The organism is Vibrio sp. 10N.286.45.E10 (assembly GCF_002874195.2).
Taxonomy (GTDB): Bacteria; Pseudomonadota; Gammaproteobacteria; order Enterobacterales; family Vibrionaceae; genus Vibrio; species Vibrio crassostreae.
The window spans coordinates 1,997,192-2,016,534 of record NZ_MCWD02000001.1 but is presented as its reverse complement, the minus strand read 5'-3'; the positions used below and the strand labels follow the sequence as shown (position 1 = coordinate 2,016,534).

The 19,343-nt window shown below is 43.6% G+C and carries 15 protein-coding genes and 1 pseudogene; 9 read left to right on the top strand and 7 right to left on the bottom strand.

Annotation, left to right across the window (positions count from 1 at the left end; translation table 11 throughout):
• Window positions 1–18: 18 nt before the first annotated feature.
• Window positions 19–1,215, bottom strand: a complete 1,197-nt coding sequence (locus tag BCU34_RS08820) for an acetate kinase (protein ID WP_017107306.1) — start codon at window positions 1,213–1,215, stop codon at window positions 19–21.
• A 343-nt stretch (window positions 1,216–1,558) separates the two neighbouring features.
• Between BCU34_RS08820 and yfbV the strand changes: the two genes are divergently transcribed.
• The 3 genes and pseudogenes from yfbV to BCU34_RS08805 all read left to right on the top strand — a co-directional run bounded on the left by yfbV (window position 1,559) and on the right by BCU34_RS08805 (window position 5,013).
• On the top strand, window positions 1,559–2,011 hold the full coding sequence (gene yfbV / locus BCU34_RS08815; RefSeq protein WP_017062168.1) for a terminus macrodomain insulation protein YfbV: 453 nt from the start codon (window positions 1,559–1,561) through the stop codon (window positions 2,009–2,011).
• A 317-nt stretch (window positions 2,012–2,328) separates the two neighbouring features.
• Window positions 2,329–3,294 (top strand): ABC transporter substrate binding protein, encoded by a 966-nt coding sequence (locus BCU34_RS08810; protein ID WP_102479578.1) that lies wholly within the window; start codon window positions 2,329–2,331, stop codon window positions 3,292–3,294.
• Between the two features lie 253 nt (window positions 3,295–3,547).
• Window positions 3,548–5,013, top strand: a pseudogene (locus BCU34_RS08805) (GGDEF domain-containing protein).
• Window positions 5,014–5,043: 30 nt separating this feature from the next.
• Here the strand turns inward: BCU34_RS08805 and dusC are convergent.
• On the bottom strand, window positions 5,044–6,000 hold the full coding sequence (gene dusC, locus BCU34_RS08800) for a tRNA dihydrouridine(16) synthase DusC (RefSeq protein ID WP_048662073.1): 957 nt from the start codon (window positions 5,998–6,000) through the stop codon (window positions 5,044–5,046).
• Window positions 6,001–6,178: 178 nt separating this feature from the next.
• Here dusC and BCU34_RS08795 point away from each other — a divergent pair, with 178 nt between their 5' ends.
• Complete coding sequence (locus tag BCU34_RS08795) at window positions 6,179–6,799, top strand: YecA family protein (RefSeq protein ID WP_048659727.1); 621 nt, start codon at window positions 6,179–6,181, stop codon at window positions 6,797–6,799.
• A 107-nt stretch (window positions 6,800–6,906) separates the two neighbouring features.
• On the opposite strand, the gene dsbB is transcribed toward BCU34_RS08795, so the two are convergent.
• Both dsbB and nhaB read right to left on the bottom strand, forming a co-directional pair.
• Entirely contained in the window at window positions 6,907–7,431 is a 525-nt protein-coding gene (dsbB, locus tag BCU34_RS08790; protein ID WP_230682264.1) for a disulfide bond formation protein DsbB, read from the bottom strand.
• 132 nt (window positions 7,432–7,563) lie between these two features.
• Window positions 7,564–9,156, bottom strand: a complete 1,593-nt coding sequence (gene nhaB, locus BCU34_RS08785) for a Na(+)/H(+) antiporter NhaB (RefSeq protein ID WP_048659726.1) — start codon at window positions 9,154–9,156, stop codon at window positions 7,564–7,566.
• 640 nt (window positions 9,157–9,796) lie between these two features.
• On the opposite strand from nhaB, the gene fadR reads away from it, so the two are divergent.
• The gene (gene fadR / locus BCU34_RS08780) at window positions 9,797–10,636 is read left to right on the top strand and encodes a fatty acid metabolism transcriptional regulator FadR (protein WP_017062161.1); all 840 of its coding nucleotides are present in this window, start codon (window positions 9,797–9,799) and stop codon (window positions 10,634–10,636) included.
• 187 nt (window positions 10,637–10,823) lie between these two features.
• On the opposite strand, the gene BCU34_RS08775 is transcribed toward fadR, so the two are convergent.
• Together BCU34_RS08775 and metG are read right to left on the bottom strand one after the other, a co-directional pair.
• Window positions 10,824–11,303: a DUF1456 family protein gene (locus BCU34_RS08775; protein WP_010437231.1), complete on the bottom strand. Its 480-nt coding sequence runs from the start codon at window positions 11,301–11,303 to the stop codon at window positions 10,824–10,826.
• Between the two features lie 220 nt (window positions 11,304–11,523).
• Window positions 11,524–13,584, bottom strand: a complete 2,061-nt coding sequence (gene metG / locus BCU34_RS08770; RefSeq protein ID WP_060982307.1) for a methionine--tRNA ligase — start codon at window positions 13,582–13,584, stop codon at window positions 11,524–11,526.
• Between the two features lie 158 nt (window positions 13,585–13,742).
• Here metG and apbC point away from each other — a divergent pair, with 158 nt between their 5' ends.
• The 3 genes from apbC (at window position 13,743) to BCU34_RS08755 (ending at window position 17,951) form a co-directional block, all read left to right on the top strand.
• Window positions 13,743–14,819 (top strand): iron-sulfur cluster carrier protein ApbC, encoded by a 1,077-nt coding sequence (apbC, locus tag BCU34_RS08765; protein ID WP_048659724.1) that lies wholly within the window; start codon window positions 13,743–13,745, stop codon window positions 14,817–14,819.
• A gap of 257 nt (window positions 14,820–15,076) precedes the next feature.
• On the top strand, window positions 15,077–15,718 hold the full coding sequence (gene udk / locus BCU34_RS08760) for a uridine kinase (RefSeq protein WP_004734002.1): 642 nt from the start codon (window positions 15,077–15,079) through the stop codon (window positions 15,716–15,718).
• Window positions 15,719–15,824: 106 nt separating this feature from the next.
• The gene (locus BCU34_RS08755; RefSeq protein WP_102479579.1) at window positions 15,825–17,951 is read left to right on the top strand and encodes an AsmA family protein; all 2,127 of its coding nucleotides are present in this window, start codon (window positions 15,825–15,827) and stop codon (window positions 17,949–17,951) included.
• Window positions 17,952–18,172: 221 nt separating this feature from the next.
• On the opposite strand, the gene cobO is transcribed toward BCU34_RS08755, so the two are convergent.
• The gene (gene cobO / locus BCU34_RS08750; RefSeq protein ID WP_048659722.1) at window positions 18,173–18,778 is read right to left on the bottom strand and encodes a cob(I)yrinic acid a,c-diamide adenosyltransferase; all 606 of its coding nucleotides are present in this window, start codon (window positions 18,776–18,778) and stop codon (window positions 18,173–18,175) included.
• Window positions 18,779–18,862: 84 nt separating this feature from the next.
• On the opposite strand from cobO, the gene BCU34_RS08745 reads away from it, so the two are divergent.
• Window positions 18,863–19,312 (top strand): low molecular weight protein-tyrosine-phosphatase, encoded by a 450-nt coding sequence (locus tag BCU34_RS08745; RefSeq protein WP_102432558.1) that lies wholly within the window; start codon window positions 18,863–18,865, stop codon window positions 19,310–19,312.
• Window positions 19,313–19,343: the final 31 nt, after the last annotated feature.

Sequence of the window (19,343 nt, the reverse complement as noted above, 5' to 3'; positions counted from 1 at the left end):
GCTAGTCAGGAAAATCAATTAAAGACCTGCTAGTTTCGCAGTGTCTTCAGCAATTACTAGCTCTTCGTTAGTAGAGATAACCATTGCAGGGATACGGCTGTTAGCTGTAGTGATAGTACCTTCGCCGCCGAAACGAGCTTTAAGGTTAGCTTCACCGTCAACTTCGATGCCGAAGATGCCTAGGCGGTTAAGAACCATTTCACGGATTGGGCCAGAGTTCTCGCCGATGCCGCCAGTGAAAGTGATTGCGTCTAGACGACCTTCTAGAGTTGCAGTGTAACCAGCAACGTACTTAGCTAGACGGTGACAGAACACGTCCATTGCACGAGTTGCTTCTTCTTTCTCACCGTAGTTGTCTTCAACGAAACGACAGTCAGAAGTCACTTCAGTTAGACCAGCAAGACCAGACTCTTTAGTTAGCATGTTGTTGATTTCTTCAACAGAGTAACCAAGAGCGTCGTGTAGGTGGAAGATGATCGCAGGATCTAGGTCACCACAACGAGTACCCATTACAAGACCTTCAAGAGGAGTAAGACCCATAGAAGTATCTACAGATTGACCGTTCTTGATAGCACATACAGAAGCGCCGTTACCTAGGTGACAGTTGATGATGTTAACTTCTTCAACTGGCTTGTTTAGTAGGCCTGCAACTTCACGAGTGATGAATAGGTGAGAAGTACCGTGCATGCCGTAACGACGGATGCCGTGCTCTTTGTACAGGTTGTACGGTAGAGCGTATAGGTAAGACTCAGAAGGCATTGTTTGGTGGAACGCAGTGTCAAATACAGCAACGTTTTGTAGACCAGGGAAGTTCTGTTGAGCCGCTTCGATACCGATAAGGTGAGCTGGGTTGTGAAGAGGTGCGAAAGTCGCAGCGTCTTGAATACCCTTAAGTACTTCATCAGTGATAAGTGCAGAAGAAGTGAACTGCTCGCCGCCGTGTACGATACGGTGACCGATAGCGCCAAGGTTAGCTTTAAGCTCAGGCTTAGAAGCAAGAATAGTTTCTACCATGAAAGATAGTGCTTCTACGTGAGCTGCGCCCGCGCCTAGTTGTGCTTCATGCTTGCCATCAAGTTTCCACTTCATACGAGCTTCTGGAAGACCCAGACACTCAGCAAGACCAGTTAGGTGCTCAGCACCTGTTTCTGCATCAACCACAGCGAATTTAAGAGAAGAACTACCACAGTTTAAAACTAAAACTAGCTTAGACATTAATGACTACCTGTTAATTTTTCTGATCGAAATCAGTTAAGGATGAAAATTAATCTCAAGAATAGACGAAGCACGGTAGCTTGCGTACTAACCTTGGTCAAAAAAACGTTAATTTCCGTATAAAGTGAAAGCGCACTTTTTCAAAAAAAGAGGCTTGTGCATTCCTTGCAGAAGTCTTCTCAAAGTTGCTTAAATTGTAAATAAGGGCAACAATGAGATTGAGGTCTGCAAATAATAGCGATATTGTGCAAATATAACAAAAAAATTTGAAAGAATATTATTTTTCGTCAAATTTTTGTGTTTTTAGTTGATGATTTCAACTTTTTTTTAATGGGAGACTCATATGAGCAATAGAGTTGGTTTAGCTAGCAGTTTAAAAGATGGCCAAAAGTACATGGATCTCTGGCCTGTTCGAAAAGAGTTAAACGCTATTTTCCCTGAGCAACGCATCATTAAAGCGACGCGCTTTGGTGTTAAGGTGATGCCCGCGATAGCTGCTATCAGCGTTCTTACGCAAATGGTCTTTAATAATTACCAAGCGATGCCACAAGCTGTGGTTATGGCTTTGTTTGCTATTAGTTTGCCGCTTCAAGGCATGTGGTGGTTAGGTAACCGCTCAAATACACAACTTCCGCCAGCGTTAGTATCCTGGTACCGCGAACTGCACGAGAAGATCACTGAAACGGGTTTTGCGTTAGAGCCAATGAAGCCACGCCCTCGTTATAAGGAATTGGCGATCATTCTGAATCGAGCATTCCGTCAGTTAGACAAATCTTCAATGGAACGCTGGTTCTAAGAAAATCTCACTTCTCCCTATCTTCTGAGAACAGCTGTACATTGTGATGGCATGTTCTCAGATTCGTTCCTCGTGACACTTTTTGTTCATTTTACCCTTTATTGAGCGTTTCATTGTCCTCTTGTTATTCACTTCGTTTCTTACCTACGGATTCAACCTCAACAGCCTTTTGACGCATAATTCGAGCTTTGTTGTGTTTTTGTTAAATATCACTTCAAGTTATTAAAGGTTACTGGTAATAATATCAATAGTGAATTTGATGTTGTGTTCTCTCTAGATCGAGCAATAACAACGAGCGCTTGATGAAGGGAGTATTGATGGGGTCTGTAAGAAAAGTATTAACGGCAGCGTTGAGCAGTTGCTTGTTGCTATGGGCTAGTGGTGTGGCAGCAAATATTGCCAAGGTATCGGTGTCACAAGTCGTAGATCATCCAGATTTGAATGCAACACGCTTAGGGCTTCTCGAAGGATTAAGAGCTAAAGGCTATGAACCCGGAAAGAACTTAGAGTTTTCCTATGAAATGGCGGATGGGAATCCAGCGCAAGCTGCCAAAATTGCCAGAGAGCTTGTCAGTGAAAATCCTCATGTATTGGTTGGTATTGCAACACCGACTTCACAAGCCCTAGTTTCGGCGACTCGCTCTATTCCTATCGTGTTTACTGCGGTTACCGATCCTATCGGCGCTAGGCTAGTCAAACAACTGGAAAAGCCGGGGCGCAATGTTACGGGACTTTCTGATTTATCTCCGATCACTCAACATGTGTCATTAATCAAAGAACTGCTTCCTGAAGCTAATTCAATTGGTGTGGTGTACAACCCTGCAGAGGCAAATGCAGTTGCCTTGGTTGGGCTGTTAAAGAAAGCGACGCGAGACTTTGGTTTTACTCTTTACACAGAAAGAGCACTCACCGTTGATGATGTGGAATCAAAAGCAGAATCAGTGGCAAAGAAATCGGATGTTATCTACGCCTTAACGGACAATACTGTTGCGAGCGGCATGGAGGGTCTTATCAACGCGGCTAACCAAGCGGATACACCCGTCGTCGCAGGTGCCACATCTTATGTCGGAAAGGGCGCGATTGCAGGTTTAGGCTTAGATTACTATGACGTTGGTGTACAAACCGCAGACTATGTGGCTGCCATTCTGAACGGACAGAAGCCCGGGAAGCTAAGTGTCAAAACTGCGCAGAGTTCTCAGTTGGTGGTGAATTTAGAAGCTGCTCGTGAGCTTGGCGTGACAGTGCCTCAGTCTGTGATTGATCGTGCAATCGTTAGCCGGTGAATTGAGTTTGGTGTTAGGTGAACTAATAGGTCATAAGTCATATTATTAACAGCATAGGAATGGGCTCAGATAAACAGGACTAACCTGCTCTATATGTTCGCGCTTCTCTATTTTATTCATTTGTAAGCGGTTATTTGACCGTTAGGTGTGTCGTTAATATCAATTTACATTATTTTACGTCGAGCGAATTGCCGATTAATGTAATAATATTAATGGGACAAATGAAAATAGCTGAACGCTAAGAGCACACTATATGAAAGTAAATAGGCACTTTAGCCTTACCTTTGTCTTCGGGTTTCCCGCAGTGATCGCCGCGATGTTACTTGGCCTAATAGGAAAGAATCATTTTGACGCGGTAGAAAAAGATATCAGTAGTGAGTTTCATCGTATTGAAGATGTGTTCAAAAGAACCACAAAAGTGGTGACTGCCCTAGACTACAGCTTCTCCAACTACTACAAATCTGGAAACCCTCTCTTTCTCGATCACAACAAACAAGTTGTGGATGGGCTTTGCCAAATCTGGCCTATTGATGTGTTACTCCTCGCAGATGGTAAAACTTCAGACATTCCTTCTGTCGATATCGACTATATGCTAATCGGTCAAGAGTCTCTTTGTTCTGAAAGCAGTGATAGTTATAAGAGCGCGTCAGAAAAATAGCGTTAGCTCCTATTCTTTCATTTTTATCCCAGCTTGATGAATACCATGACGGCGTGCACTTTATTGATACGAGCGGCTATGTGATCTCTTCACCAGAAGATTTTGCCAAAGGGCTGAGCAAAGAGCTGCTCTCGACTATAAAGAGTCGTCCTTACTGGCAGAAAACAGCCAACAACCCTGACCAACTCACCCTTTCAGGCCCTGGTTATCGTTTTGATTCCCTTGACCGTATAATTAGTATGACGATCCCTGTATTCCATAAAGGCGTTCACCAAGGGATGCTGTCGGTGGATATTAATGTTGGCAGGCTGCTTGCTAATTCGAACCAACATCTAGCAGGTCGGATCGATATTATTGACACCACTTTAGCTACCCCGATAGATTCTGCAGCTTTTTACCATGAGATCAAACTAGATGGTGTCGCGTCTCACCATGCGATGTATTACGAGTTAGACATCGAGAAAGAGGTTGAGCACTTTTTCGTTTATGAGAAAGACAGTCTTATTGTTGCCATCATTGTCTATCTGTTCTCTGTAACTATCTTTTTCTACGTCAATTCCAATATTGAACGTGGTTACTTCAAAGATCTCGCGGCCAAAGACCCAATGACAGGTTTATTGAATCGTCGCGGCTTAGAAGCATTCTGGCGCAGCGTAGAGCACGATCAATTGTTTGCCTTAACTGTATTTGATATCGATGATTTTAAGTCAATTAACGACACCTACGGCCACGACAAGGGTGATGATGTGATTCGTTATATGTCACGTCAGATAGGTAACAGTGTACGAAGCAGTGACGTAGCAGCACGATTTGGCGGTGAAGAGTTTGTCGTTTATATGAGAGGCGAAGATCGTGAAACTTTGATGAGAACTTTAGAGCGGGTGAAGAATGCGATTTGTTCCACTTCAGCCGACATTATTCCAAATGGATTTACGGTATCTGGCGGTGTCTGCATTGTTGAAACTGAGCAAAGTAAGCTTAACTTCGATGAGATATTTAAGTACGCCGATGAAAAGCTGTACGTGGCTAAGACGACGGGTAAAGATCGTCTCGAATTTTAGCCACGTTGTTAAATCATTAAGTGCTTCGTCTTAAACAGGTTGACGGCGTTCTTCTTGATAACGTTGAAGACGTTCTACAATCGGCGGCGCCTTCTTGAAAGTGCGAATTTCTTTAAATAGTTCGTTCGCTTCAGGGTAGCCTTTACTTAAATAAACAAACCACTGCTTCACTCTATTGGGGTAGTACATACCTTTGTCCCCTTTAATTTGAAACTCTGAATAGCGCAGCAAAAGTTCAATGACTTTATCCCACGGCATTTTCTGGTGGTTGTGCTTAACGACGTTACCAAGGTTTGGAATATTGAAAGCACCACGGCAGACCATCAATGAATCGACGCCTGTTGCTTCTATGCAATCTTGACCATCTTGATAGTTCCAGATTTCCCCGTTAGCAATCAATGGCAGAGATGTTTTCTCTCTTATTTTATTGATGTAATCCCATTTAATTTCGCTGGCTTTATAACCGCCAACTTTGGTTCTTGCGTGCACGGTGAGTTCGTCAGCTTTAGCTTGTTCGATGGCGTCGACAATTTCAAAGCACTCTTCCGGATGCTCCCAACCTAATCGGATCTTTGCGGATACAGGAATGTGTGCAGGTACCGCTTCTCGACAAGATTTCACCACTTGATAGATGAGTTCTGGTTCTTTTAGCAATGAAGCGCCACCATTACTTTTGTTTACCGCCTTTGCTGGGCAACCAAAATTAAGATCGATGCCTTTAGCGCCTAAGCTAGCAGCTTGAAAAGCATTCTCGGCCATCCAATTTGGGTGTTGGCCTAGAAGTTGAAGATGGATTGGCACACCAGCCATGGTCTGAGAACCTTGGTGCAGCTCTGGGCAAATACGGTGGAACACATGCGGAGGAAGAAGTTGATCCACGACGCGCACAAACTCTGTCACACAGAGATCGTAATCATTTATCTCTGTGAGAATTTCACGCATTAGGTGGTCTAGAACGCCCTCCATAGGGCCAAGTATTACGCGCATGTTGCTTTACCTAAACTGAGTGAACCGAAAAAATCGAGGCGTGATTGTACGGTTTGCTTACAGGATTGTCACTATGAGTGTGGTGTGTCTACCTTAATGATGGTTTCGTCTCTTAATAGCGACATCTTGGAGAGTATGGCGTTATAATATCGAAAATGCCCAAATATCCAGAGCTTTCATGACATACCAATTATTAAGCCTACCAGAATCTATTTCAGACATTACGCCGCAGTTTATTGAAGGTGCAATCCTTGCGTCTAACTTAGCGACCAAGCCACTCGATCCTGAAGAATGGATTGCTATCGTAGCACCTGAAGCAGGCAAAGAGCTTGTAACATTAGTGACGGAACAGATTAACCGCCAGCACAATCTGATTCAGCGTAGTGAATACTTACTGACTGATGTGTTTGCAGAAGGCGACTTCAATGAGCAGTTCGCAGATTTTGCGGAAGGTTTTATGATGGTTTGGCCGACAGTGGAAGAGCAGTGGCAAAGCATTACGGTTGCGGACGGCACTCTGCGCATGCTGCAAGCTCTGCTGACTACATTAATGCTCGCGATTGATGAAGAGCAAACTCAACAACAAATGGTTGCGGCTGGGCTTCAAAACCCACCATCGCTTGCTGATTTAGTGGGCCAGGTCGATCTGATGATCTCAGAAGTGGCAATGGCAGCGGATGAAGCTATGTTGGGCAATAAGTCCCAGAGCGTGAACCCGTTTAAAGATATTGGTCGAAACGACCTTTGTCCTTGTGAAAGCGGCAAGAAGTTTAAACAATGCTGTGGTAAAAACAGCTAATCACGGCTTGTTGAGTAACAGACTTTCTTTAAGTGATAAAAAGTTTAAGTAATAAAAAGTCGACCTTTGGGTCGACTTTTTTGTTTCTGAAGATGATGAGCTAATTGTTAGTCATTTTTTGATTTAACGAATTGAGAAAGCGCTACAAAACCGAAAGCAACTAAGTTACCCGCAAAGATAATCACAAGCCATTGTGGCATCGAAAGTTCTAAGAACTGCCACACAACCTTGCTACAGTCGCCGTAAGCTTCAAACATCCACGGAGCCCATTGGTTTAAAGGTGCCCAACTTGGGAAGGTCACGAACAGGTCACAAGTAGCAAAAGGAGACGGATTAAACTGGTAGTCAACGTGCTCTAAAGCCAGCGTCAAACCTTTGTATGCGCCAAATCCCCAGCCAGCAAGGCCTAACCAACGTGATATTGGGTTATTCGGGGAAATAGCACCAATCATGGCTGCAACACCGATAGCAAGCATCGCAACGCGCTCATAGATGCACATTACGCAAGGGCCAAGCATCATCACGTGTTGAAAGAAGAGAGCACATGCCTCAAAAAAGACAATAAAAGCCAGCAGTAAAAGCCAAGATAAACGTCCCTTAGAGAAGTCTTTGATCATTGCTAAAAAGTTCACGAATTTAATCCCGTCTATAAAATAAAAAAGCCCTGATTACTCAGAGCTTTTTATCTTGGATAAGTTTCCTAATCAACTAATATTTTTGATTAGTTAGTTATAGTTATTTTGGTTTGCGACACAGTGTTTAGCTTAGTGACCACCAGAGATAACTGGAGCAACGACTTCACCAGTGCGTTGAATGATCCAACCTGCGTCGTAGAACCATGCTGTCATTGGCTCTACGAAGAACACGATACCTGCAAGGCCAACCAGTGCTAATACGATGGTGTATGGCAGTGCCATGATAACCATGCGGCCGTAAGACAGTCGAATTAACGGAGCAAGTGCTGATGTTAATAGGAATAGGAATGCAGCCTGGCCGTTTGGCGTAGCAACAGAAGGTAGGTTAGTACCTGTGTTGATAGCAACAGCAAGTAGGTCGAACTGGTCACGAGTGATGATGCCTTCTACTAATGCAGTTTTCACTTCGTTGATGTAAACCGTACCGACGAATACGTTATCTGAAACCATCGATAGAATACCGTTGGCAACATAGAAGAGAGCGAGTTGTGCACCTTTATCTTCAACGTGAAGTACTGCATCGATTACTGGCTTAAATAAAGCTTGGTCGATGATTACAGCAACAACCGCGAAGAAAACGGCAAGAAGTGCAGTAAATGGCAGAGCTTCTTCAAAGGCTTTACCCATAGAGTGCTCTTCTATAACACCAGTAAATGCAGTTGCTAAGATGATTACAGAAAGACCAATTAAACCTACTTCAGCAACGTGAAGTGCAAGGCCAACAATCAGCCAAACTGCGATTGCACTTTGAACCCATAGCTTTGCTACGTCTTGCTTTGTACGGTTTGCACGTTCTTTGTTGTCAAATTCAACCAAGATTTGGCGAACATTCGTTGGTAGCTCTGCGCCGTAACCAAACACTTTGAATTTCTCTACAAGTGCACAAGTTAGAATGCCGCAGAAGAAAACAGGCAGTGTTACTGGCAGCATACGGATGATAAATTCACCGAACTCCCAACCCGCTTGCTTAGCAATTACCAAGTTTTGTGGTTCACCTACCATGGTCATTACACCACCCAGTGCAGTACCAACACCGGCATGCATAAGCAGTGAACGTAGGAAAGCACGGTAGTTTTCTAGGTCATCACGAGTTAGCTCAGAGATCTCTTCATCATGAGTATGATCGTGTGCAGACGTCGTGCCCTTGCCCGATGCAACCTTGTGGTAGATAGAGTAGAAGCCTACCGCAACGCTAATAACTACAGCGATTACTGTCAGCGCATCTAGGAAGGCAGACAAAAACGCTGCAGCGACACAGAAAGCGACAGAGAGTAAGATTTTTGATTGGATGCCGAGCAGGATCTTCGTGAAAATGAACAGAAGTAGTTCTTTCATGAAGTAGATACCAGCAACCATGAATACAAGTAAGAGTAATACTGGAAGGTTTGCTTGTAGCTCGTGATAAACCATTTCTGGTTTGGTCATGCCAATGGCGACGGCTTGAATTGCCAATAAGCCACCCGGTTGAAGAGGGTAGCACTTTAGAGCCATAGCTAGAGTGAAAATAAACTCAACCACCAACAGCCAGCCCGCAACAAATGGGTCAACTAGGAAGAAAACAAACGGGTTGATGATTAAAAAGGAAATGATGGCAAGTTTATACCAATCAGGAGCTTTACCAAGGAAGTTCTTGATAAAAGCGTTTCCGAGAGACATCGGCATGTTAATACTCTTTTATGTTGATTATGAATAGACAAGCAATACAACATTTTGAGAATCGAGCTATAGAAATTGTTAAAAACTATAACTAACAGTGACTTAGAAAAACTACATTCCATGTAATGTTCTGTGGTCTTGCCAAGTCACTCCCTTAGAAACTCAAGCACTGCTTATTTTTGAGCGCAACTCTACTCTTCGATAACATTTAGTCAACAGGAAAAGCCCTGTAGCACTAAAAATACCTCTTTTTTGTTGAGAAACGCGATCAAAGTAGCGCAAGCATACCACTTAAAATGTGATAAAAACCGACTAGAATCAATATTTCAGCGAAATGATTGAAATTTACAGAATAACGACGGTTTATATATGATTATTACAACTTAATATTGCAAATTAATAACTTTGAAAATATGACTAATCTCATTGATTTAAAAGAACATTTATTGTGTTAATGGTTTGTTGAAATGGTGATTTATAGTCGCTTGCTTTCCAAACCTAGGGTGCAAACGTGTGCTGAACTTTAGAGTTTTAACTCTACTGCTATTTTGAGTGAGTAAAATTTTTGCGGGTGTTTCCGCTAGGTGTGAACTAGTGGTATGATGAGTAAATTAGAACAGAATAATTAAATTGGATTGAAGTGTAGATGGTCATTAAGGCGAAGAGCCCGGCAGGATTTGCAGAAAAGTATATCATTGAAAGTATTTGGAATGGCCGTTTCCCTCCAGGTTCTATCTTGCCCGCAGAGCGTGAGCTTTCTGAGCTGATTGGTGTTACACGTACTACGCTTCGTGAAGTACTACAACGTCTTGCTCGTGATGGTTGGTTGACAATCCAGCACGGCAAACCCACTAAAGTTAACCAGTTTATGGAAACCTCAGGTCTTCATATCCTTGATACGCTAATGACGTTGGACGTTGATAACGCAAGCAAAATGGTAGAAGACCTACTTGCTGCCCGTACTAATATCAGCCCGATCTTTATGCGTTATGCATTTAAAGCAAACAAAGAAGCTTCAGAGCGTACTATCAGCAACGTGATTGAATCTTGTGAAGCGCTACTTGCGGCACCGACTTGGGATGAGTTCTTAGAATCGTCGCCATACGCTGACAAGATCAAGCAAGCGGTAAAAGAAGATTCAGAAAAAGATGAAGCGAAACGTCAGACGATCTTAATCGCGAAGACTTTCAACTTCTATGATTATATGCTTTTCCAACGTTTGGCATTCCACTCAGGCAACCAGATTTACGGCCTAATCTTTAACGGTGTGCGTAAACTGTATGACCGTATCGGTAGCTACTACTTCTCTAACCCAGAAGCACGACGTTTAGCGATGGACTTTTATAAAGAGTTGTTCATTATCTGTGAAAGTGGTGAGCGCGAAACTTTGCCATTAGTGATTCGTAACTACGGTATTGCAAGTGCACAAGTTTGGAATGAAATGAAAACGACATTGCCAACGAACTTCACTGAAGACGACAGCTAAGCTATAGGTTTACTATTGTTGCTCCTGTTTAGTCAGTGACGTAAAGAAAACGAAAAAGCGGCGAGATAATTCAATTATCTCGCCGCTTTTTATTTATCTGTCGTTGCTAGAAAATTACCCGTGGGGCATTAATTTACCTACGAGTAGTTACTTACCTATGACGAGTAATTTATCTATGAGTAGCGACTTAACCCGCAAACTCTTCTGAGTCTGGACGGTTGGTAAATTGCACACCGTTTAGAAAATCGCAAAGTAGTTGGTCTTCGCACACTTTGTAGTTTTTGTTTTCTGGCTTGCGGAAGTAAGCGCCGATTTCGTACTTGCTCAAGCTAATGCCAACCACTTCTAGTACATCCAAAACATCTTCTGCTTTCATGTTTAATGCGATACGAAGCTTCATGAAGATCATGTTGTTCGTCAGTGCAACTTCAGGTTTAGGTTGCTCGCCCTCTTTTTTGCCACGCTTAAGGTTGATGAAACCATTTAGGAATACCGCTAACTCTTTGTCTTTCATCTTAGAGCATGACTTGTCGTTGTCGTCTTTTAGCCAGTTAATCACTTGGTCATGAGCAACGGTCACATCAGCTTGTTCGATAGCTTTGATGATTTGTGCATTTTTAAGGTTTAGTGCGTGTTGAATACGACGCAAGATTTCGTTGTTAGTCACTGGGGATTCCTAAAAAGGGTTTTAGAGTAAAGAGGTGTTGGTTAGTCCATTATCGTCGACAAACCAATTTCTACTCTACATAGCATAGTTGACGGCGACTCTAACAGAGAACGTAAATTTTCGGTAGATATAAAAAATCCCCAATACTTATTAACTCTTTCAAGTTATAAGTGCATTAGGGATTTAGCGATGAGTGCTTGTTATCTGACTGAAATCAGAATTACATTACACGCATACCAGGTTGTGCACCTTCGTGTGGCTCAAGGATCCATAGGTCGCTGCCGCCAGGGCCCGCGGCTAGGATCATGCCTTCAGACATACCAAACTTCATCTTACGAGGTTTTAGGTTTGCTACCATTACAGTTAGCTTACCTTCTAGCTCTTCAGGTTTGTATGCTGATTTGATACCAGAGAATACTTGGCGAGTCTCACCACCGATGTCCAGTTGGAACTTCAGTAGTTTGTTCGCTTTTGGTACTTCTTCACAAGAGATGATACGAGCAATACGCATGTCTACTGCAGCAAAGGCATCGAACTCAATCTCGTCTGCGATTGGCTCTTTGTCTAACTCAGTTTGGCTTGCTTGCTCTTTTTCAGCTTCTGCTTTTTCTTTCGCTGCTGCTTCAGCGGCTGCATCTTCTTTAGAAGACTCAACCATTGCTTCCACTTTCTTAGGATCAATACGGCTGAATAGCGCTTTGAACTTAGTGATCTCGTGATCAGTTAGCGGAGTAGCAATCGCTTCCCACGTTAGCTCTTCGTTTAGGAAAGCTTCAGTGCGAGCCGCAAGCTCAGGCATCACAGGTTTCAGGTAAGCCATTAGTACGCGGAATAGGTTGATACCAACAGAAGAAACTTCTTGAAGCTCTTTCTCTTTACCTTCTTCTTTTGCAAGAACCCAAGGTGCTTTCTCATCGATGTACTGGTTAGCTTTGTCTGCTAGTGCAGTAATTTCACGGATAGCGCGGCTGAACTCTCGAGTTTCGTATAGCTCACCGATACGCTCAGCAGCAGCAACGAATTCGTTGTAAAGTTCTGGTTCGGCAAATTCAGCAGAAAGCTTGCCTTCAAAACGCTTAGTGATGAAGCCAGCGTTACGCGAAGCTAGGTTAACAATCTTGTTTACTACGTCAGCGTTTACACGTTGAGTGAAGTCTTCAAGGTTAAGGTCTAAATCATCGATACGGCTGTTTAGCTTAGCTGCGTAGTAGTAACGTAGACACTCTGGGTCTAGGTGGTTTAGGTACGTGCTTGCTTTGATGAATGTACCTTTTGACTTAGACATTTTCGCGCCGTTTACAGTCACGTAACCGTGCACGAATACGTTGTTTGGCTTGCGGAAACCTGCGCCGTCTAGCATTGCTGGCCAGAATAGGCTGTGGAAGTAAACGATGTCTTTACCGATGAAGTGGTAAAGCTCAGTTGTGCTGTCTTTCTTCCAGTATTCGTCGAAGTTTAGATCGTCACGCTTGTCACATAGGTTCTTGAAAGAAGCCATGTAGCCAACAGGTGCGTCTAGCCATACGTAGAAGAACTTGTCTTTTTCGCCTGGGATTTCAAAGCCAAAGTAAGGTGCATCACGTGAGATATCCCACTGTTGCAGGCCAGACTCAAACCATTCCTGCATTTTGTTTGCAGTTTCATTCTGTAGAGAGCCAGAACGAGTCCACTCTTTCAGCATGCTTTCGAACTGAGGTAGGTCGAAGAAGAAGTGCTCAGAGTCTTTCATTACTGGAGTTGCGCCAGAAACCGCCGATTTAGGGTTAATCAGTTCAGTTGGGCTGTATGTCTCACCACAGTTATCACAGTTATCACCATACTGGTCTTCTGACTTACACTTAGGGCAAGTACCTTTTACGAAGCGGTCTGGTAGGAACATCTCTTTCTCAGGGTCGAAAAGCTGAGAAATAGTACGGCTAGAAATGAAGCCGTTCTTTTTAAGTTCTAGGTAGATGTGAGAAGCCAGTTCACGGTTCTCTTCGCTGTGTGTGCTGTGGTAGTTATCAAAGCTGATATCAAAGCCAGCGAAGTCTTTTTGGTGCTCTTCACTAACAGCAGCGATCATCTCTTCTGGTGTGATACCCATCTGTTGAGCTTTAAGCATAATTGGCGTGCCGTGAGCATCGTCAGCACAGATGAAGTTTACAGTGTTGCCACGTAGACGCTGGTATCGAACCCAGATATCAGCTTGGATATGCTCAAGCATATGGCCAAGGTGAATAGAGCCGTTAGCGTACGGAAGCGCACAAGTTACCAAAAGTTGTCTTGGATCAGTTGCCATACTTAATAATTCGCTTTTTTGATAGGTATAAATTTTGAGAGGTAATACTACTTTATAACGTGTGATACGCCAAGGTATCAGACAAAGGATTCCCCTAGTTTTTTAGGGGTTCAGTCTTCATCTCGTGGGTGATAGCATAAATAAAAAAAGGAGCCTCAATGCGTAACTTTACTTCTAAGCAAGATTTCTGTTCATGGTTGAATGAGTTCGAGTCACCAATCCTCATACCAGAGTGGGCGCTACACCAAAATATTGTATCGGTTGATCCGCGTGGATCATTTGTTATTACCTTGCCTTTTGCTGCCAATCAGCTTGCTGTTGATCTTGAAGATTGGATTAATGCCCAGATTGAGCAAAAGCTTGTGAGTGCTTTCCAATTTGAAGTGAAGGTGAAGCCATCTGCGTTAGAAACAACCGTCGCGACACCTTTGAAGGGCGTTAAGAACATTATCGCCGTGACGTCGGCAAAGGGTGGGGTAGGTAAATCCACAACCTCTGTAAACCTTGCGCTTGCTTTATCTAAGTCTGGTTCAAAAGTGGGCTTATTGGATGCAGATATCTATGGTCCATCAGTGCCTATGATGCTCGGCCAATTAGACGCAAAACCAGAAGTACAGAACAATAAATGGATGATGCCAATCGAGGCTCATGGCATTTTCACTCACTCTATTGGCTATCTTGTGTCGAAAGACGATGCGGCAATCTGGCGTGGCCCTATGGCAGCGAAGGCTTTGGGGCAGCTAGTTAATGAAACTGTATGGCCAGAGTTGGATTACCTTGTTATCGACATGCCACCGGGCACCGGTGATATTCAGCTGACGTTGTCGCAACAGATCCCAGTGACGGGCGCAGTAGTGGTGACCACCCCTCAAGATTTGGCATTAGCGGATGCGCGTAAAGGCGTAGCGATGTTTGATAAGGTGAGTGTGCCAGTCGCAGGCTTAGTTGAAAACATGAGCTATCATATTTGTAGTCACTGTGGTGAGAAAGAGCATATCTTTGGTGCTGGTGGTGCAGAAGCGATGTCAGAAGAGTTTTACCTCGATATCTTGGCCCAAATCCCTCTTCATATTGACGTGCGAGAAGATATCGATGCTGGTTGCCCGACGGTGATTCGTCGTCCTGATAGTGAACATACACGTCACTACCTAGAGCTCGCAGAAAATGTGGCTGCGAAAATGTTCTGGACAGGGAAAGCAAGGCCAGAAGCGATTAACTTCTCTATGGTTGAATAGCGCAAGTTAATTACTGGGTCGTTTAAATACAGTTTGGATTAGATAAACAACGGTTGGATTGGGCAGATAGCCATTGGGCTTGTGCAAATAGTTGTAGGCAAGTTATTTGAAAGCAAACGATTGTTTTAAGTAAATGTATTGAGATCATCAATTTGACTGCAATTAGCTAAAATCGCGACTAGAATCTATGTGCTTTAGCCCCTATAATCAGGCGGTTTATCTCTTCCCACCACCAAACCATATCGGGTGCAAAATTAATGTCTGATAATAATCAATGTGTCATCGTAGGTATCGCTGGCGCTTCAGCTTCAGGAAAAAGTCTGATTGCTAGTACAATTTATAATGAATTGCGCGAAAAAGTAGGCGACCATCAAATTGGTGTTATCACGGAAGATTGCTATTACAGCGACCAAAGCCACTTGAGTATGGAAGAGCGTGTTAAAACTAACTACGATCACCCAAATGCACTAGATCATGATCTTTTATGTGAACATCTACAGCAGCTAATGAGTGGCAACGCCGTAGAAGTTCCTGAATACAGCTACACAGAGCACACACGTACTTCTGAAACGACTACACTTACTCCAAAGAAAGTGATCATTTTAGAGGGTATTCTGCTTCTAACAGACCCGCGTCTTCGTAAACTAATGCACGCAAGTGTGTTTATGGATACACCATTAGACATCTGTCTACTACGTCGTGTTAAGCGTGATGTAGAAGAGCGTGGTCGTACAATGGACACTGTACTTAAGCAATACCAAGAAACAGTACGTCCAATGTTCATGCAGTTTATCGAGCCTTCAAAACAACATGCAGACATCATCGTTCCTCGTGGTGGTAAAAACCGTATTGCGATTGATGTACTAAAAGCGCACATTGCGAAGTTGTTGAAGTCTTAATCGAATAAAATTTTGCCTAAGTGACTCACTTAGCTTTATTTTTTACCGAATCAGTGGCACTTTTATAGTGCCACTTTCTTTTGGAATCTAAGCAAGGAATATGCGGATGAAGAAACTACTCATTTTCATAGCTGTACCAGTGTTTGTTGTCGTTGCAGCAATTCTGGCACTAGTGCTGTTAGTGAATCCCAATCAATTTAAGCCATTAATTGTCGAACAAGCTCAAAAACACACAGGCCTAGAGCTTGTGATTGAAGGGGATATCAGCTGGCAATTCTTCCCATCTATTGGCTTCGAACTTGGTCAAACTGAATTACGTAACCCTGAAGGGTTCACCCAACCAAACCTATTTAAGGTTGATACCGTTGGCGTTGATGTTTCGGTTACTCCGCTATTTAGCAACCAACTAGAGATAGGCAACATTACTCTAGATGGTGCAGAATTTTACTTAGAAACGCTTAAAGATGGTCGTAAGAACATTGATGCGCTAACGCAAGCGTCAGCGCCTCAAGAGTCTGAGCCTGTCGCTGGCGCAAGTTCTGAATCAACACCTGCACCTCAAGAGCAAAGTGCTACAGACGCATCTGCTTGGACGATCAACCTTGCAGGTGTAACTGTCTCAAACGCATTGTTTGAAATGGACGACAAGCAAGCGGGTTCATTCACTAAGCTATACGATGTGTCTTTGAACCTTTCTGAGTTTGCCGTTGATACATGGACAACCGCGACATTTGCGGCTTCTGGTGAAAACAACCAACAGAAGTTCTTAGCGGAGGGCAGTGCCGAATTCAAATTAGCTGAAGGCTTTGCAAGTTACGCACTTCGTAACATTGATTTAAACGCTAAGTTCAATGATCCAGCGACGTCGATTGAGTCAGCAAAAATTGGCTTGAATACGTTTGAGTTCGATAAGGTCAACCAACTGACTTACGCTGTAATCGGTAATGCAGCGGGTCTTGACCTTGATCTTAAAGGTGGCGGTGAACTTACGGTTGATAGCGCGATCTCAAAAGTAACGTTGAACAAATTGACGTTAGACTCAACATTCAAAGGCGACACGCTTCCTCAGTCTCCAATGAAAGTCGACATGCTGTCTGACTTAAGCTTTGATCTTAACAAGAGCCACCTGAGCTTTGTGTTAGAGAAGCTACAAGCTAACGCTATTGCATTAGACGGTAAAGCAGACGTAACCCTATCTGAAATACCAAAGGTGCGTTTCTCTCTTCATAGTCCGAACATCGACCTTGATGAGTTCTTAGGCTTAGGTAATACAACAGAAACGGCGAGCACGGCTCCCTCTGAGTCTGCTGGTGGTTCAACGTCAAACTCAGGCAGCTCTGCACCTGCGAAAGAAGTAGAACCTGATCTGTCGGCACTGAAAACATTAGATGTGAAAGGTGACATCACGATTGATAAGTTTAAGGCGAACAATGCGAAAATGCAGAATGTTAAAACAGCATTCTCGGTTAACCGTGGTATCGCAGAGCTTACCTCATTCACATCGAACCTTTACCAAGGCTCTATTTCTGCGACAGCTAAGTTAGACGCACGTAAAACACCAGCGACTTACACAGCTAAGAAGAAAATCAAAGGTGTGAAAGTTCAGCCGTTACTGGTTGATGTTGCAGATAACGATATGCTGGAAGGTACCGGTAATATCGATGTCAACGTGAAAGGTAAGAGTCTGACTCCGACGGGTATCAAGAAAAACCTAGTCGGTACTATCGCGATTAACTTTGAAGATGGTGCAGTTAACGGCATCAACGTAGCTCAACTGATTCGTGAGAATTACGCGAAGATCAAAGGCGAAAAAGTTGAAAGCACAAATGAAGCTCAAAAAACGGACTTCAGTGCAATGAAAGCGACGCTGAAGGTCAACAAAGGTTGGGTTTCAACAAACGACTTATCAGCACAGTCGCCACTGTTACGCGTGACAGGTCAAGGTAAAGCAAACTTCATCAATGAGACGGTCGACTTCCTTGTACGTACATCAATTGTGGGTTCACTTGAAGGTCAGGGCGGTAAGAGCATTGACGACCTGAAAGATGTGACCATCCCAATTAAGGTAACTGGCCAGTGGGCTGACCCGAAATTCGCACTTGTTTTTGATGATGTGTTGAAACAGAAAGCACAGAAAGAAATTGACCGTGGTGTGAACAAGCTAACGGACAAGATCAAAGACGAGAAAACTAAAGAAGCAGTCGATGGTTTATTGAAAGGTTTCTTTAACTAAACGTTTCTAACTCGTATATAAAAGAAGCGCCATTCCTGTTGTAGGAATGGCGCTTTTTTTTGGATGCTTATAATACTTTCGAGAGATTCCCTATGACACTCGGCCCTCGTTCTAGGGAATGACGACAGGTACTCGTCCTTTGTTTAAGGGCGTGCCAGTCTAGTGGTCGTCATCCTCGAGAGGGAAGAGTGGCCGAGTCGGGGATCTCTGGTTGCATGTGATTACCAGTCAACGCCTTGAAGCGCTTTAACACCAGATTCGAATGCGTGCTTCACATTACGAACTTCAGACACGGTATCGGCCATGTCCGTTAAAGTGCGGTGCGCTCCACGGCCAGTAATGATTACTGATTGCATTTTCGGACGGTTGTTTAGAGCTTGTACCACTTCATCCAGTTCAATGTAGCCATAACTCACCATGTAAGTCAGCTCATCAAACAGAATTACATCAATCGACTCATCGGCTAGCATGCGCTGACACTCTTTCCACACGCGCTGTGCGGCTTCGATATCTTGAGCCTTGTTTTGAGTTTCCCAAGTAAAGCCGGTACCCATCACTTGGAACTCTACGTCGAGCTTTTGGAGAACGTTCTTTTCGCCGTTATCCCAAGTGCCTTTAACAAACTGAGCGACGGCACACTTTTTACCATGACCGACTGCACGTGTAATCGTACCAAAACCGGATGTTGATTTACCTTTACCGTTACCCGTGATGACCAACAATAGGCCTTTGACTTCTTGGGCAGCAGCCACACGTGCATCGACTTGTTCTTTTACTTTCTGTTGTCTTGCTTTGTGGCGTTGTTCTTTGTTGTCTTCAGTCGACATAACAAATCCTTTTAAGTTGTGATTGCGCCTATCATAGCCTAACTTAACGATAGCAAAAACCATCGGAAGAACAGGTGATTAGGGATGAAAAAGATACTCGTAGTTTGTATGGGGAATATTTGCCGTTCGCCAACAGGTGAAGCGGTGCTAAGGAAGAAAGCGCAACAGCTGGATATTGACGTTGTGGTTGACTCTGCAGGGACGATTGGTTTTCATCAAGGCAACCCGCCAGACTCGCGTTCGAAATCTGCAGGAGAGAAGCGAGGCTACAGCTTTAAGGGGATTACTTCTCGTAAAGTGGTTGGTCATGACTTCGAAGAATTTGACCTGATACTTGCGGCAGATAGGGACAATTTAGACGACTTAATGAGCCAGTGCCCCGCCCACCTCCAATACAAGCTAGCGTTATTTTTAAGCTTTGGAGAGTCACAATATCAAGAGATCCCCGATCCATATTATGGTGAGGGAAATGGTTTTGAATTGGTGTTGGACTTAATCGAAGAGTCTAGCGAAGCGATATTACGTTCAGTGTAGTGTGGAAACAATGTACGTCGTTGGGTTATAA